Raw genomic sequence first — 15,435 nt, 5'->3', positions numbered from 1 at the left:
AGCAAGCGATGTTTGGCGAGAAGTTTCGGGATCGGCAAAAGCCGATGGTGCTCGTGCTGGGACTCGGGGAATCGGGTCTCGCGATGGCGCGCTGGTGCGCGCGGCATGGTTGCCGCCTGCGCATTGCCGATTCGCGTGCAGCGCCGCCCAATCTTCCCGAACTCGCCGCGCGCGGCATCGACGCCGATTTCGTGGGCGGCCCGTTCACGACGGCGCTGCTCGACGGCGTGGAACTCGTCGCGATCAGCCCGGGCCTCTCGCCGCTCGCCGAAGATCTCGTGCCGCTGATCGCGGCGGCCCGCGAGCGCGGCCTCGAAGTCTGGGGCGAGCTCGAACTCTTCGCACAAGCACTGCGCCATCTTGGCGAGAGCGGCTACGCACCGAAGGTGCTCGCCATCACCGGCACGAACGGCAAGACCACCACGACGAGCCTCACAGGCATGCTTTGCGAGCGCGCAGGCAAGCGCGTCGCGGTGGCGGGCAACATCAGCCCGGCCATGCTCGACAAGCTCGCCGAAGCCATCGACAACACCGCGCTGCCCGACGTCTGGGTGCTCGAACTGTCGAGCTTCCAGCTGGAGACGTCGCATACGTTCGAACCGGACGCCGCGGCGGTCCTCAACATCACGCAGGACCATCTCGACTGGCACGGCGGCCTCGACGCCTACGCGGCCGCGAAGGGCCGCATCTTCGGGCCGCGCACGACGCGCGTACTCAACCGCGACGACGCGCGCGTCATGTCGCTCGCGAGCGTGAAGGCGAGTGGCGACGCAAAGGTCGTGACCTTCGGCCTGAACGAGCCTGAGAACGACGGCGACCTGGGTCTGTTGCGCGAGAACGGCATGCAGTGGCTCGTGCAGGCCCACGATCTCGATGCGGCCGACGTGCCTGTGTCCCCGCGTCGCCGCAAGCAGCAGGAAGCGGCGCCCGTAAACCTCGGCATGAAGCGCCTCATGCCCGCCGACGCCCTGCGTATTCGCGGTCTGCACAATGCGGCCAACGCGCTCGCGGCGTTCGCGCTCACGCGCGCGATCGACCTGGCGCCCGCACCGCTTCTGCACGGCCTGCGCGAGTATCGCGGCGAGCCGCATCGCGTGGAGTTGATCGCGTCGATCGAAGGCATCGACTACGTGGATGACAGCAAGGGCACGAACGTGGGCGCGACGGTCGCGGCGCTCGACGGCCTCGCGCAGCGCGCGGTGCTGATCGCCGGCGGCGACGGCAAGGGCCAGGACTTCGATCCGCTCGCAGCGCCCGTGGCGCGCTGGTGCCGCGCGGTGATGCTGATCGGCCGCGACGCGTCGAAGATCCGCGCGGCGCTCGAAGAAACCGGCATCGCGATGAGCGACTACGCGACGCTCGAAGAAGCCACGCGCGCGGCGGCGGCGCTCGCGCAACCCGGCGACGTCGTGCTGCTTTCGCCCGCTTGTGCGAGCCTCGACATGTTCCGCGACTACGCCCATCGCGCGGCTGTGTTCCACGACACCGTAGAAGAAATCGCCGCAGAACGGGGGACGATGATATGAGCTGGTCCGAGCGATTCGGTGCGCGCCTCTCGCGCGAAGACGGTCAGGCCGGCGGTTCGTCGGGCGGCGGCGCGCGCTCGGGCGGTCTTGCGAGCGTCGTCAACGGCGTGCGTCCGGGCCGCTCGCGCATGCTCGACTACGACCACTCGCTCCTGTGGGCCGTGATCGCGCTGCTCGGTCTTGGCGTGGTGATGGTCTACTCGGCCTCGATCGCCATGCCCGATTCGCCCAAGTACGCCTCGTATCGCGACTGGGCGTTCCTCGTGCGCCACATCGTTTCGCTCGTGATCGCCACGGTCGCGGCGCTCGTCACGTTCCGCATTCCCGTTTCCACGTGGGACCGCTACGCGCCGAAGCTCTTTCTGATTGCGCTCGCCATGCTCGTGGTCGTGCTGATTCCGCACATCGGCAAGGGCGTGAACGGCGCGCGGCGCTGGATTCCGCTCGGCGTCACGAACATGCAGCCGTCGGAAATCATGAAGCTCGCCGTGACGATTTACGCGGCGAACTACACGGTGCGCAAGCAGGAATACATGCACAGTTTCGCGAAAGGCTTCCTGCCGATGGCATTCGCCGTGGGCGTGGTCGGCGCGCTGCTGCTGCTCGAGCCCGACATGGGCGCGTTCATGGTGATCGCCGCGATCGCCATGGGTGTGCTGTTCCTCGGCGGCGTGAACGGCAAGCTGTTCGGCGGCCTCGTGGCCACGGCAGTGGGCACCTTTACGCTGCTCGTGTGGGCGTCGCCGTGGCGCCGCGAACGGATCTTCGCGTACCTCGATCCGTGGGACGACCGCTACGCGCAGGGCAAGGCGTACCAGCTCACGCACTCGCTCATCGCGTTCGGTCGCGGCGAGTGGTTCGGCGTGGGTCTTGGCGGCAGCGTCGAGAAGCTCAACTACCTGCCGGAAGCGCACACCGACTTTATTCTCGCCGTGATCGGCGAGGAACTCGGTTTCGTCGGCGTGCTCATCGTGATCCTGCTGTTCTACTGGATCGTGCGCCGCTCGTTCGAGATCGGCCGCCAGGCGCTCGCGCTCGACCGCACGTTCGCGGGCCTCGTCGCCAAGGGTCTCGGCGTGTGGTTCGGCGCGCAGGCCTTCATCAACATGGGCGTGAACCTGGGTCTGTTGCCGACCAAGGGTCTCACGCTGCCGCTCGTGAGCTATGGCGGCTCGGGCATTTTGCTGAACTGCGTCGCGGTGGCGCTGCTGTTGCGTGTGGATTACGAGAACCGGGTCCTGATGCGCGGAGGCAAGGTATGACCGCAGCGACGCGCACGCTCATGGTGATGGCCGGCGGCACCGGGGGACACGTGTTCCCGGGGCTCGCCGTCGCGCATCGCATGGAGCAGTGGGGCTGGCGCGTGGTGTGGCTCGGCAATCCCGCAGGCATGGAAGCGACGCTCGTGCCGAAGCACGGCATCACGATGGAATACGTGCGCTTTGGCGGCGTGCGCGGCAAGGGCATCAAGACCAAGCTGATGCTGCCGCTGAACCTGCTGCGCGCCTGCACGCAGAGCCTCGCGGCGCTGCGCCGCGTGAAGCCCGACGTCGTGCTCGGCATGGGCGGGTACATCACGTTCCCGGCGGGCGTGATGAGCGCGCTTTCGGGCCGTCCGCTCGTGCTGCATGAACAGAATTCGATTGCGGGTCTCGCGAACAAGGTGCTCGCGAAGCTGGCCAGGCGCGTGCTCGTGGCATTTCCAGGCGCGTTGCCGAACGCCGAGTGGACCGGCAACCCGATCCGCGAAGCGCTCGAACACGTCGACGCGCCGGCGGCGCGCTACGCCTCGCGCAGCGGTCCGCTGCGCGTGCTCGTGGTGGGCGGCAGTCTCGGCGCCACGGCGCTCAACGAAGTGGTGCCGCGCGCGCTGTCGCTGCTTGCGCCGGAAGAGCGTCCGCACATCGTGCATCAGGCGGGCGCAAAGCACATCGACGTCTTGCGTCAAAACTATCTCGACGCCGGACTCGAACTGAATGACACGGTGCAGCTCGTGCCGTTCATCGACGACATGGCGAGCGCCTACCGGAACGCGGACCTCGTGGTCTGCCGTTCGGGCGCAATGACGGTGGCCGAAATCGCGGCCGTGGGCGTGGCGGCATGCTTCGTGCCGTTCCCCTACGCCGTGGACGACCACCAGACCACCAACGCCGCGTTCCTTGCCGACAAGGACGCAGCGCTCGTGGTGCAGCAACGCGATCTGACGGCGGAAGGGCTCGCCGACTGGTTGCGGCATCAGACCAGAACATCGCTGGCGGAAATGGCAGGGCGCGCTCGCGCGCTCGCGAAACCCGACGCCGCCGATCAGGTCGCGCGCATCTGCGCGGCCGTGGCGGGCGTAAGTGCGGGAGGAAAGCAATGAAACACATCGTCAAACATATCCATTTCGTTGGCATCGGCGGCGCGGGCATGAGCGGCATCGCCGAAGTGCTCGTCAACCTCGGTTATCAGGTAAGCGGCTCGGACCTCGCGAAGAACGCGGTCACCGATCGACTCGCCGCGCTCGGCGCGCGCATCGCGATCGGCCATGCCGAAGAGAACATCGAAGGCGCGAATGCCGTGGTCGTTTCGACCGCGGTGCGCAGCGACAACCCCGAAGTGCTCGCGGCACGCCATCGCCGCATTCCCATCGTGCCGCGCGCCGTGATGCTCGCGGAACTGATGCGTCTAAAGCAGGGCATCGCGATCGCAGGCACGCACGGCAAGACCACCACGACCTCGCTCGTGGCGAGCGTGCTGGCCGCGGGCGGGCTCGATCCGACCTTCGTGATCGGCGGGCGCCTGATCAGTGCGGGCGCGAACGCGCGCCTCGGCACGGGCGACTTCATCGTGGCGGAAGCCGACGAATCCGACGCGTCGTTCCTGAACCTGTTCCCGGTGATCGAAGTCATTACGAACATCGACGCCGATCACATGGACACCTACGGGCACGATTTCGCGCGCCTGAAACAGGCGTTCATCGAGTTCACGCATCGGCTGCCGTTCTATGGCATTGCGGTGCTGTGCGTGGACGATCCGAACGTGAAGGAGATTCTGCCGTTCGTCTCGAAGCCGATCATCCGTTACGGCTTCGCGTCCGACGCGCAGGTGCGCGCAGTGAACGTGATCGCGCGCGAAGGCAAGATGCACTTCACGGTGATGCGCGAAGACGCGCCGTCGCTCGACATCGTGCTGAATTTGCCGGGCACGCACAACGTGCAGAACGCGCTCGCCGCGATTGCGATCGCGACCGAACTCGAAGTGAAGGACGCCGATATTCAACGCGCGCTCGCGGAATTCAACGGCGTGGGCCGTCGTTTTCAGCGCTATGGCGAGATTCCCGTCAACGGCGGCGGCGCCTGGACGTTGATCGACGACTATGGCCATCACCCGGTGGAAATGGCCGCGACGATCGCAGCGGCGCGCGGCGCGTTTCCCGAGCGCCGACTCGTGCTGGCGTTCCAGCCGCACCGCTATACGCGTACGCGCGACTGTTTCGAAGACTTCGTGCGCGTGCTGTCGACCGTCGACGCGCTCGTGCTGACCGATGTCTATGCGGCTGGCGAAGCGCCGATCGTCGCAGCGGATGGCCGCGCGCTCGCTCGCGCGATTCGCGTGGCGGGCAAGGTCGAGCCGGTGTTCGTCGAGACCGTGGATGAAGTGCCGGAGGCGCTTGCAGCAGTGGTGCGCGACGGCGATGTGGTGATTACGATGGGCGCGGGTTCGATCGGCGGTGTGCCGGGCCGGATCGCAGCCCAGGAACAGAAGGCGTGAGCGACATGAGCAGTATCGATCCGAAGTTCGACCCGAAGCAGTTCGGCAAGGTGGCCGTGTTGTACGGCGGCGTGTCCGCCGAGCGCGAGGTATCGCTCAAGTCGGGCACGCTGGTGCTGCAGGCGCTGCAGAGCGCCGGCATCGACGCGCATCCGTTCGACCCGTCAGAACGCCCGCTTTCGGCGCTCAAGGACGAAGGTTTCGTGCGCGCGTTCAACGCGCTGCACGGCGGCTACGGCGAGAACGGCCAGATCCAGGGCGCGCTCGACTTCTACGGCATTCGCTATACGGGCACGGGCGTCCTCGGCTCCGCGCTCGGGCTCGACAAGTTCCGCAGCAAGCTCGTGTGGCAGCAGCTCGGCATTCCCACGCCGCCGTTCGAAGCGGTGCTGCGCGGCGACGACTACGCGGCGCGCGCGCCGCAGATCCTCGCGAAGCTAGGCTTGCCGCTTTTCGTCAAGCCCGCGAGCGAAGGCTCGAGCGTGGCCGTGATCAAGGTGAAGGCGGAAAGCCAACTCGTGCCGGCGCTCGAAGAAGCCGCGAAGTTCGACAAGATCGTGCTGGTGGAAAAAAGCATCGAAGGCGGCGGCGAGTACACCGCGTGTATCGCTGGCGACCTCGATCTGCCGATCATCAAGATCGTGCCGGCGGGTGAGTTCTACGACTACGACGCGAAGTACATCCTCGACACGACGCAGTATCTGATTCCCTGTGGCGTCGCGCCGGAGAAGGAAGCGGAACTGAAGAAGCTCGCGCGCCGCGCGTTCGACGTGCTCGGCTGCACCGACTGGGGCCGCGCCGATTTCATGATGGACCGGGCAGGCAACGCGTACTTCCTCGAAGTGAACACGGCGCCGGGCATGACCGATCACTCGCTGCCGCCGAAGGCCGCGCGCTCGGTAGGCATCGAGTATCGCGATCTCGTGGTGCGCGTGCTGGCACTCACGCTAAAAGATTGAACCCCTGATTAATCTCTGACCGACGAATTGCCAAACCGGAATTGAACCGACAATCTCGAAATGTGGAATAACGTACGCCAGCTCAACCTTGCCGCCAACGCGTTGCACGCGCTGCTCGTGCTCGCGCTGCTGGCGGCCGGCTGCTACTGGCTCGTGCAGCGCCCGAACTTCGCGCTGAGAGAGATCCGCATCGAGGGCGACATCGAGCACATCAATTCGCCCACCGTGCGTGCAAGCGTGGTCGGGCGGCTGAAGGGCAACTTCTTCACGGTCGATCTCGATACGGCGCGCGCCGCGTTCGAGCAGATGCCGTGGGTGCGTCACGCGAGCGTGCGCCGCGTGTGGCCCAACGCACTGGCTGTCACGCTCGAGGAGTACAAACCGCTGGGCACGTGGGGCAGCGATCAGCTCGTGAGCACGGACGGCGAACTGTTCACGGCGAATCAGGGCGAACTCGACGAAGAGTTGCCCGCGTTCGATGGCCCCGACGGCACCGCGCCCGAAGTGGTCGCGCGCTACCGCGACCTGGAGAAGTGGTTCGCGCCGCTCGGGCTCACGCCCGACGAGGTGACGCTCTCGCCGCGTTACGCGTGGACGGTGAAGCTCTCGAACGGCATGCAGGTGGAGCTGGGCCGCGAGCGTAACGCCGACACAATGAGCGAGCGATCGCACCGCCTCATCGCGGCATGGTCGGCGGTGACGCAACGTTGGGGCAAAGAGATCGAATACGCGGACTTGCGTTATCCGAACGGGTTTGCGATAAGGGCGGCCGGCATGCGCTTCATCAGTGACACGCCCGCTCCGGGCAAGAAGTAACAGAACATCACACGCAACGAGCGCGATATGAGTAAAGACTATAAGGATCTGCTGGTCAGCCTCGACATCGGGACGTCGAAGGTGGTGGCCGTCGTCGCCGAATTGAAGGGCGAGGGCCACTACGAAGTGATCGGTCTCGGCCAGAGCGAATCGAAAGGTCTCAAGAAAGGCGTGGTGGTGAACATCGAGGCCACGGTGCAGTCTATCCAGAGAGCGCTCGAAGAAGCGGAACTCATGGCCGACTGCAAGATCACTAACGTATTCACCGGCATTGCGGGCAGCCACATTCGCAGCTTCAACTCGAGCGGCATGGTCGCCATCAAGGAGAAGGAAGTCACGCAGGCAGACGTCGCGCGCGTGATCGAAACGGCGAAGGCGATCAACATCCCGACCGACCAGCAGGTGCTGCATATCCTCACGCAGGAATTCATCATCGACGGTCAGGAAGATGTGCGCGAGCCGATCGGTATGAGCGGCATCCGTCTGGAAGTAAAGGTGCATATCGTGACGGGCGCGGTGAGCGCGGCGCAGAACATCGTGAAGTGCGTGCGCCGCTGCGGCCTCGAAGTGAACGACCTTATTCTGCAGCCGCTCGCTTCGTCGCTGGCGGTGCTGACCGAGGACGAAAAGGAACTGGGCGTGGTGCTCGTCGATGTCGGCGGCGGCACGACCGACATCGCGATCTTCAGCGAAGGCGCGATTCGCCATACCGCGGTGATTCCGATCGCGGGCGACCAGGTGACGAGCGACATCGCCATGGCGCTGCGCACGCCCACGCCCGACGCGGAAGACATCAAGGTGAGCTACGGCATCGCGAAGCAGGCCCTCGCCGATCCGGACGAGATGATCGAAGTGCCGGGTCTGGGCGAGCGCGGTCCGCGCACGCTGTCGCGCCAGGCACTTGCCGCCGTGATCGAGCCGCGCGTGGAAGAGCTTTTCTCGCTCGTGCAGCAGGTGGTGCGCGAGTCGGGCTACGAAGAACTGCTGAGCTCGGGCGTCGTGCTCACGGGTGGCGCCGCGATGATGCCGGGCATGGTGGAACTGGGCGAGGACATCTTCCTGAAGCCGGTGCGCATCGGCGTGCCGGAATACGCGGGCGGTCTGGCCGACGTGGTGCGCAATCCGCGCTACTCGACGGCGATGGGCCTGCTCGTCGAAGGCCGCTCGCAGCGCATGCGCGGGCGCAAGGTTGCAGTGCAGTCGGGGTCGATGGGCCAGGTCTTTTCACGCATGAAGGACTGGTTCCTCGGCAACTTCTAACGACAGAAGTCGCAGGACAGAAGGCGAAGTACAAGCTTCGAAAAATCGCGCTGGTGACGGCGGCTAGCGCGCAGTGGAAGGTTGCCCGATCTTCCACTGGATAACGGCCGAGGAGCGGAATCTTTTTCTTGACGGAGGCAACATGGAATTCCAGATGCTGGAAACGGAAACCAACGGCACCATCATCAAGGTGGTAGGCGTTGGTGGTGCGGGCGGCAATGCCGTGCAGCACATGATTAACCGCGGCGTGCAAGGCGTCGATTTCATCGTGATGAACACGGACGCACAGGCGCTCTCGCGCTCGCGTGCATCGGCCGTGATTCAGCTCGGCAACACGGGCCTTGGCGCCGGTGCGAAGCCGGAGATGGGCCGCGCGGCGGCTGAAGAAGCCCGTGAGCGCATCGCCGACGCACTGCGCGGCGCGCACATGGTGTTCATCACTGCCGGCATGGGCGGCGGCACCGGCACGGGTGCAGCCCCGGTCGTCGCGCAGATCGCCAAGGAAATGGGCATTCTCACCGTTGGCGTGGTGAGCAAGCCGTTCGAGTTCGAAGGCGGCAAGCGTATGCGCGTGGCGGAAGCCGGCTCGCAGCAACTGGAGGATCACGTCGACTCGCTGATCGTCGTCCTGAACGACAAGCTGTTCGACGTGATGGGCGATGACGCCGAGATGGACAAGTGCTTCCAGTGCGCGGACGACGTTCTGAACAACGCCGTTGCAGGCATCGCCGAAATCATCAACGTCGACGGTCTCGTGAACGTCGACTTTGAAGACGTGAAGACGGTGATGGGCGAGCAGGGCAAGGCGATGATGGGCACGGCGACGGTTGCCGGCGTCGATCGCGCACGCCTCGCGGCAGAACAGGCCGTGGCGAGCCCGCTGCTCGAAGGCGTCGATCTGTCGGGGGCGCGCGGCGTGCTGGTCAACATCACGTCGAGCCGTTCGCTGCGTCTGTCGGAAACGCGCGAAGTGATGAACACCATCAAGAGCTATGCTGCGGAAGATGCGACGGTGATCTTCGGTGCGGTGTACGACGACGCGATGGGCGACGCGCTGCGCGTGACGGTGGTGGCAACGGGCCTCGGCCGTGCTGCGAAGAAGCAGCAAGCCGCGCCGATGCAACTGCTGCGCACGGGCACGGACAACCAGCCGATCCCGGCTCCGGCGGGTTCGTACGCACCGCAGCACAGCGGCCACGGCAATACGGCCGACTACGGCGCGCTCGACACGCCGGCAGTGTGGCGCACGTCGCGCGACACCGCGGCTTCGCATGTGCAGGCGCTGCAGGAGAAGGGCGTCGACACGTACGATATCCCGGCGTTCCTGCGCAAGCAGGCGGACTGACGCGCGAGCCGATCTGACTGCGGCAGGGCACGCGTTGCCCTCGCCCGCAGACAGAGCGCGCGCGCTGCGTAGCAATGAAGGCGAGCAGGACCAGCAAGGCCGCATCCGCGAGGATGCGCGGCAGGGACGGTTGCCCGCCACGCGTCGAGCGTGGGGGACAGGCGCGGTGTCGCCCAACGAACCTGTGTAACCTTGGAGTACATCGTTGCCCAACATTGCACGACGCCAGCGCGACACGCTTGCGCATCGTTGCGAAGGACGAGTCATGATCAAACAGGGTGAAACGCTGCCCGAAGCGACCCTCTTCGAGTTCGTCGAAGACGCGCGCGAGGGTTGCACGCTGGGGCCTAACAGCTTCGACGTGCAAAAGGAAGCGGCGGGCAAGCGCGTGGTGATCTTCGGATTGCCGGGCGCATTCACGCCCACGTGCTCCGCGAAGCACGTGCCGGGTTACGTCGAACACTTCGACGCGCTGCGCGCGGCCGGTGTCGACGAGGTCTGGTGCGTGTCCGTCAACGACGCGTTCGTCATGGGCGCGTGGGGACGCGATCAGCGTACCTCGGGCAAGGTACGCATGATGGCCGACGGCAGCGCAGCGTTGACTCGAGCACTCGGACTGGAGCAGGATTTGTCGGCGCGTGGCATGGGAATCCGCTCCCAGCGCTATGCGATGGTGGTCGACGACGGCGTGGTCAAGACGCTGCACGTCGAAGCACCCGGCAAGTTCGAAGTAAGCGATGCTGCGAGCATACTTGCCACGTTGACCCACGCATGAAGCGCGTTCGCGGGCGCGGCGTTGCCCTGATGCAACGCGCACCTGCGACATAAATGTGACAGGTGATTACGTGAGCCAAGCGGGCCGATCACCCCGGGAACGCCTCCGTTCCGGGCATCGGCCCGCGCTTCATCCCTGGTGGGTAACACGGGGAAACAGTTTGTCACGCTGGTGAAAACGACGGAGTCGGCGCAACTGGAGTATAATTCGTGCTATGAATTAAAAAGTCCCGATTGGGATTTTCAATGAGCAAGAAGACCATGTTGAAGCAGCGAACCATCAAATCAATCGTGAAGACAGTCGGCATTGGCCTGCACTCGGGGCGCAAGGTCGACCTGACGCTCCGTCCGGCGGCGCCGAACACGGGCATCGTGTTTTCGCGCGTGGATTTGCCGACGCCGGTGGATATCCCCGCATCGGCGATGGCGATTGGCGATACCCGCCTGGCCTCGGTGCTGCAGAAAGACGGCGCACGTGTCTCGACGATCGAGCACCTCATGTCCGCCTGCGCAGGCCTTGGCATCGACAACCTCTATGTGGATGTGACCGCCGAGGAAATTCCGATCATGGACGGCAGCGCGGCTTCGTTTGTGTTCCTGATCCAGTCGGCGGGTATTGAGGAGCAGAACGCTCCGAAGAAATTCATCAAGGTCAAGAAGCCGGTGGAGATCCGCGACGGCGACAAGTTCGCACGTCTCGAGCCTTATTTCGGCTTCAAGCTCAAGTTCACGATCGACTTCCGCCACCCGGCCGTCGACAAGACGGGCCAGGCGCTCGAAGTGGACTTCGCGAATACCTCGTACGTGCGCGAAATCGCGCGCGCCCGCACGTTCGGCTTCGCACACGAAGTCGAGATGATGCGTGAGCTGGGCCTCGCGCGCGGCGGCAGCATGGACAACGCCATCGTGCTGGACGAGTACCGCATTCTGAACAACGACGGCCTGCGCTACGACGACGAGTTCGTGAAGCACAAGATGCTCGATGCGATCGGCGACCTCTACGTGGTCGGCCATCCGCTGCTGGCGGCGTACGACGCCTACAAGTCGGGCCACGGCCTGAACAACGCGCTGCTGCGCGAGCTGCTCGCGAATGAGGACGCTTACGAGATCGTCACGTTCGACGATCCGCAGAAGGCGCCGCGCGGCTTCGGCTACGAGGCGCAGACGGCATTCGCCTGAGTTTCGAGCGCGATACGCCAGTAAAAAGGGCAGCCTCAAGCTGCCTTTTTTCTTTTTGCGCGGTTTCGTTGCGCAGTTTCGTGAGATTTGGGCGCGCCGGATTAGCGCTTTTTCGTGTGGCGCGCCGCCATCTTCGCGAGGGCTGCCTGCAGCGGCGAGGCCTCCAGCGTTTCGCTCAGCGCCTGGAGCGCTGCCGCGCCAGCCGGCGTCATGCGCGCCTGCTTGGGCGGCGCGGGATCTTTCACGGCTTGGGGGCGCACGCGGATGCGCACGCTGTTCAACGCCCAGCCGCGCGCCTGAAGGTCGGCCACGAGGCGCGGCTCCAGATGCCGCAACCGCGCGGCGAGCGCGTTGTGCGCAGTGAAAAGGGCCAACGTGCCGTCCTTGATGAAGCCGGGCTCGACGCTAGCCGCGAGATAGTCGGGCAACAGTGCGTTCAGGTCGCGCTGGATCGCCGCGATCTGCTCGACGCCGGCGCGCAGCGGCGCGAACGCGTCCGTGCGGCTCAGCACTTCGGCGAGCGGCTGGGGGGCGCGTGGTCCCCTGGACCTTGAAAACGGCGAGAAACGGCTCATGTGGCGTAAGGATGGGCTAGCGCGCAGGGGCGGCGTCTCGTTGCTGAACGCGGGAAGCCCGACGCACTACGGGACTGCGATGCCGTCATTGTAGCCTGCGCACCGCTCATCCAAGCGCCTTCAGGCCATTCGGCCAGGGCCGCATCGCGGCCCTTCGCCGCACGGTGGGAAGGCGTCCGTGCGGGCACCGCGCACGCCAGAGCCGTCTTCGCGCTGACACAGGCGGGTGAGAGGGCGCGTGCTAAAATGCCCGATTCGAATCCACCATTTTGGGCTAAAGCCGCCGAGGTCCCTCCGGTCCGGATGCGTAGTGCACACCCTGCACAACCCGCTGAACCCACCCTCAGGAATCCCGGCCGAAGCCGCGACGCAGACACCGATCCGATGACCACCGGTTTCTTACAGAAAATCTTTGGCAGCCGCAATCAGCGCCTGATCAAGCAATATCAGAAGACGGTCGCGGCGATCAACGCGCTCGAACCGAAGATCGAGCAGTACACCGACGAGCAGCTGCGCGCGAAGACGGTCGAGTTCCGCGAGCGCGTGGCCAATGGCACGTCGCTCGACGAGCTGCTGCCCGAGGCGTTCGCCGTTTGCCGCGAGGCGAGCAAGCGCGTGCTGAAGATGCGCCACTTCGACGTGCAGCTGATCGGCGGCATGGTGCTGCATTACGGCAAGATCGCTGAAATGCGCACCGGCGAAGGCAAGACGCTCGTCGCCACGCTGCCCGTGTACCTGAATGCGCTGTCGGGGCGCGGTGTGCACGTCGTGACGGTGAACGACTACCTCGCGCAGCGCGACGCCGAATGGATGGCGCGCCTCTACAACTTCCTGGGTCTGTCCGTCGGCATCAACCTGTCGCAGATGGACCATGCGATGAAGCAGGAAGCGTACGCGGCGGACATCACCTACGGCACGAACAACGAGTTCGGCTTCGACTACCTGCGCGACAACATGGTCTACGAGACCGAGGCGCGCGTGCAGCGTGCGCTGAACTTCGCCGTGGTCGACGAGGTGGACTCGATCCTGATCGACGAAGCGCGTACGCCGCTCATCATCTCGGGCCAGGCCGAAGACCACACCGAACTCTACGTGCGCATGAACGCGTTGCCGCCGCTGCTCGAGCAGCAGATCGGCGAAGAGAAGGCCGACGGGACGGGCGTGGAAAAGCCGGGCGACTACACGCTCGACGAAAAGGCGCGCCAGGTGTTCCTCACGGAATCGGGCCACGAGAAAGCCGAGCGCATGCTCGCCGAGTGGGGGCTGATCGGACCGGGCGAAAGCCTCTACGCACCGCAGAACATCACGCTGATGCACCACGTGTATGCCGCGCTGCGCGCCCACACGCTGTTCTACAAGGATCAGCATTACGTGGTGCAGAACGGCGAAGTCATCATCGTCGACGAATTCACCGGCCGTCTGATGGCCGGGCGCCGTTGGTCGGACGGCCTGCACCAGGCCGTGGAAGCGAAGGAGCACGTGAAGATTCAGAGCGAGAACCAGACGCTCGCCTCGATCACGTTCCAGAACTATTTCCGCATGTACGCGAAGCTCTCGGGCATGACGGGTACGGCCGACACCGAAGCGTACGAATTCAACGAGATCTACGGTCTCGAAACGGTCGTGGTCCCGACGAACCGCCCGCCCAAGCGGATCGACAAGCAGGACCAGATCTACAAGACGGCGAAGGAACGCTACGACGCCGTGATTCGCGACATCCGCGACTGCTACGAGCGTGGTCAGCCGGTGCTGGTCGGCACGACCTCGATCGAAAACTCCGAGCTTCTCTCGGACCTGCTCACGAAGACCGGTTTGCCGCACGAAGTGCTCAACGCGAAGCAGCACGCGCGTGAAGCCGCGATCGTTGCCGAAGCCGGTCGTCCGCAGCGCGTCACCATCGCCACCAACATGGCGGGCCGCGGTACCGACATCGTGCTGGGCGGCAACGTCGAAAAGCAGTCGGCGTTCATCGAGGCCGACGACGCCATCCCCGCCGATGAAAAGGCGCGCCGCATCCAGCAACTGAGCGACGAGTGGCAGACGCTGCACGATCGGGTGAAGGCCGCTGGCGGTCTGCACATCATCGGCACCGAGCGTCACGAGTCGCGCCGGATCGACAACCAGCTGCGCGGCCGTGCGGGCCGTCAGGGCGACCCGGGCTCGTCGCGTTTCTATCTCTCGCTCGAAGACCCGCTCCTGCGCATTTTCGCGGGCGACCGCGTGCGCGCGATCATGGACCGCCTGAAGATGCCGGAAGGCGAGGCGATCGAGGCGGGTATCGTCACGCGTTCGATCGAGTCGGCGCAGCGCAAGGTCGAAGCGCGCAACTTCGACATCCGCAAGCAGCTGCTCGAGTACGACGACGTCTCGAACGACCAGCGCAAGGTGATCTACCAGCAGCGCAACGAACTGCTCGAAGCGCATGACATCACCGAAACGATCGGCGCGATGCGTCATGGCGTGATCACCGACATCGTGCGTCAGTTCGTGGCGCACGGCAGTATCGAAGAGCAGTGGGACGTGCCCGAGCTCGAAGAAGTGCTGCGCAACGAATGGCAGCTCGACCTCGCGATCCAGGAGATGATCAACGAGTCGTCGTCGATCGACGCCGATGAAATTCTCGAAGCCGTGCTCGCCGCCGGCGACGAAGCGTACGAGCAGAAGGTCGCGCTCGTGGGCCGTGAATCGTTCAGCGCGTTCGAGCGCTCGGTCATGCTGCAAACGCTCGACCGCAGCTGGCGCGAGCACCTCGCGGCGCTCGACCATCTGCGCCAGGGCATCCATCTGCGCGGTTATGCGCAGAAGAACCCGAAGCAGGAGTACAAGCGCGAGGCGTTCGAACTGTTCGCCGCGATGCTCGAAGCCGTGAAGCTCGAAGTCACGCGTATCGTGATGAACGTGCAGATCCAGTCGCCGGAGCAGCTCGAACAGGCGGCCGAGCAGATCGAAGAGCAGGGCCATCATGTCGAGAACGTCGAGTTCCGCCATGCCGAGTTCGCCGAAGCCGACGCAGCGCCGGCTCCCGCGGCTGCCGCACCGGTGGCCGCCGACGCCGCCGCCGCGATGGTGGGCGCGGCCATGAGCCATACGCCGCCGGTGGGCAGCGAGCTGCCGAAGGTGGGCCGCAACGATCCGTGCCCGTGCGGCAGCGGCAAGAAGTACAAGCAGTGTCACGGCAAGATCGCGTGACGCAGGCTTGAACGTAGATTCCGGTGGCCCGCTTTTCCAGGCGGGCCTTGCGTTTTGAA

At 65.2% G+C, this 15,435-nt stretch carries 12 protein-coding genes; 11 read left to right on the top strand and 1 reads right to left on the bottom strand.

The window, feature by feature from the left end; all coding sequences use genetic code 11:
• Nucleotides 1–8 precede the first annotated feature (8 nt).
• The 10 genes from murD to lpxC all read left to right on the top strand — a co-directional run bounded on the left by murD (nucleotide 9) and on the right by lpxC (nucleotide 11,612).
• Nucleotides 9–1,526, top strand: a complete 1,518-nt coding sequence (gene murD / locus M3I56_RS28975; RefSeq protein ID WP_254356876.1) for a UDP-N-acetylmuramoyl-L-alanine--D-glutamate ligase — start codon at nucleotides 9–11, stop codon at nucleotides 1,524–1,526.
• Nucleotides 1,523–2,788, top strand: a complete 1,266-nt coding sequence (gene ftsW, locus M3I56_RS28970) for a putative lipid II flippase FtsW (protein ID WP_028207789.1) — start codon at nucleotides 1,523–1,525, stop codon at nucleotides 2,786–2,788. Before murD ends, ftsW begins: the two co-directional genes overlap by 4 nt.
• Nucleotides 2,785–3,888: an undecaprenyldiphospho-muramoylpentapeptide beta-N-acetylglucosaminyltransferase gene (gene murG / locus M3I56_RS28965; protein ID WP_028207790.1), complete on the top strand. Its 1,104-nt coding sequence runs from the start codon at nucleotides 2,785–2,787 to the stop codon at nucleotides 3,886–3,888. Before ftsW ends, murG begins: the two co-directional genes overlap by 4 nt.
• On the top strand, nucleotides 3,885–5,279 hold the full coding sequence (gene murC, locus M3I56_RS28960; protein WP_028207791.1) for a UDP-N-acetylmuramate--L-alanine ligase: 1,395 nt from the start codon (nucleotides 3,885–3,887) through the stop codon (nucleotides 5,277–5,279). Before murG ends, murC begins: the two co-directional genes overlap by 4 nt.
• 5 nt (nucleotides 5,280–5,284) lie before the next feature.
• Nucleotides 5,285–6,238 (top strand): D-alanine--D-alanine ligase, encoded by a 954-nt coding sequence (locus tag M3I56_RS28955; protein WP_254356875.1) that lies wholly within the window; start codon nucleotides 5,285–5,287, stop codon nucleotides 6,236–6,238.
• Nucleotides 6,239–6,298: 60 nt separating this feature from the next.
• Nucleotides 6,299–7,054 carry a cell division protein FtsQ/DivIB gene (locus tag M3I56_RS28950; protein WP_254356874.1) on the top strand — a complete coding sequence of 252 codons (756 nt, stop codon included), beginning with the start codon at nucleotides 6,299–6,301 and terminating at the stop codon, nucleotides 7,052–7,054.
• A gap of 27 nt (nucleotides 7,055–7,081) precedes the next feature.
• Nucleotides 7,082–8,314, top strand: coding sequence for a cell division protein FtsA (ftsA, locus tag M3I56_RS28945; RefSeq protein ID WP_042270315.1), 1,233 nt, complete (start codon nucleotides 7,082–7,084; stop codon nucleotides 8,312–8,314).
• Between the two features lie 142 nt (nucleotides 8,315–8,456).
• On the top strand, nucleotides 8,457–9,659 hold the full coding sequence (gene ftsZ, locus M3I56_RS28940) for a cell division protein FtsZ (RefSeq protein ID WP_028207795.1): 1,203 nt from the start codon (nucleotides 8,457–8,459) through the stop codon (nucleotides 9,657–9,659).
• A 265-nt stretch (nucleotides 9,660–9,924) separates the two neighbouring features.
• Complete coding sequence (locus M3I56_RS28935) at nucleotides 9,925–10,434, top strand: peroxiredoxin (protein ID WP_254356873.1); 510 nt, start codon at nucleotides 9,925–9,927, stop codon at nucleotides 10,432–10,434.
• 260 nt (nucleotides 10,435–10,694) lie between these two features.
• Nucleotides 10,695–11,612, top strand: coding sequence for a UDP-3-O-acyl-N-acetylglucosamine deacetylase (gene lpxC / locus M3I56_RS28930; protein WP_028207797.1), 918 nt, complete (start codon nucleotides 10,695–10,697; stop codon nucleotides 11,610–11,612).
• Between the two features lie 101 nt (nucleotides 11,613–11,713).
• On the opposite strand, the gene M3I56_RS28925 is transcribed toward lpxC, so the two are convergent.
• Nucleotides 11,714–12,187, bottom strand: a complete 474-nt coding sequence (locus tag M3I56_RS28925; protein ID WP_254356872.1) for a DUF721 domain-containing protein — start codon at nucleotides 12,185–12,187, stop codon at nucleotides 11,714–11,716.
• Nucleotides 12,188–12,571: 384 nt separating this feature from the next.
• On the opposite strand from M3I56_RS28925, the gene secA reads away from it, so the two are divergent.
• Nucleotides 12,572–15,376 carry a preprotein translocase subunit SecA gene (gene secA, locus M3I56_RS28920; protein ID WP_302057047.1) on the top strand — a complete coding sequence of 935 codons (2,805 nt, stop codon included), beginning with the start codon at nucleotides 12,572–12,574 and terminating at the stop codon, nucleotides 15,374–15,376.
• Nucleotides 15,377–15,435 lie beyond the last annotated feature (59 nt).

It is taken from the genome of Paraburkholderia sp. CNPSo 3281 (assembly GCF_024206515.1).
In the GTDB taxonomy this organism is placed as follows: Bacteria; Pseudomonadota; Gammaproteobacteria; order Burkholderiales; family Burkholderiaceae; genus Paraburkholderia; species Paraburkholderia nodosa.
The sequence above is the reverse complement of the archived record's forward strand: the minus strand, read 5'-3'. Positions and strand labels throughout refer to the sequence as shown.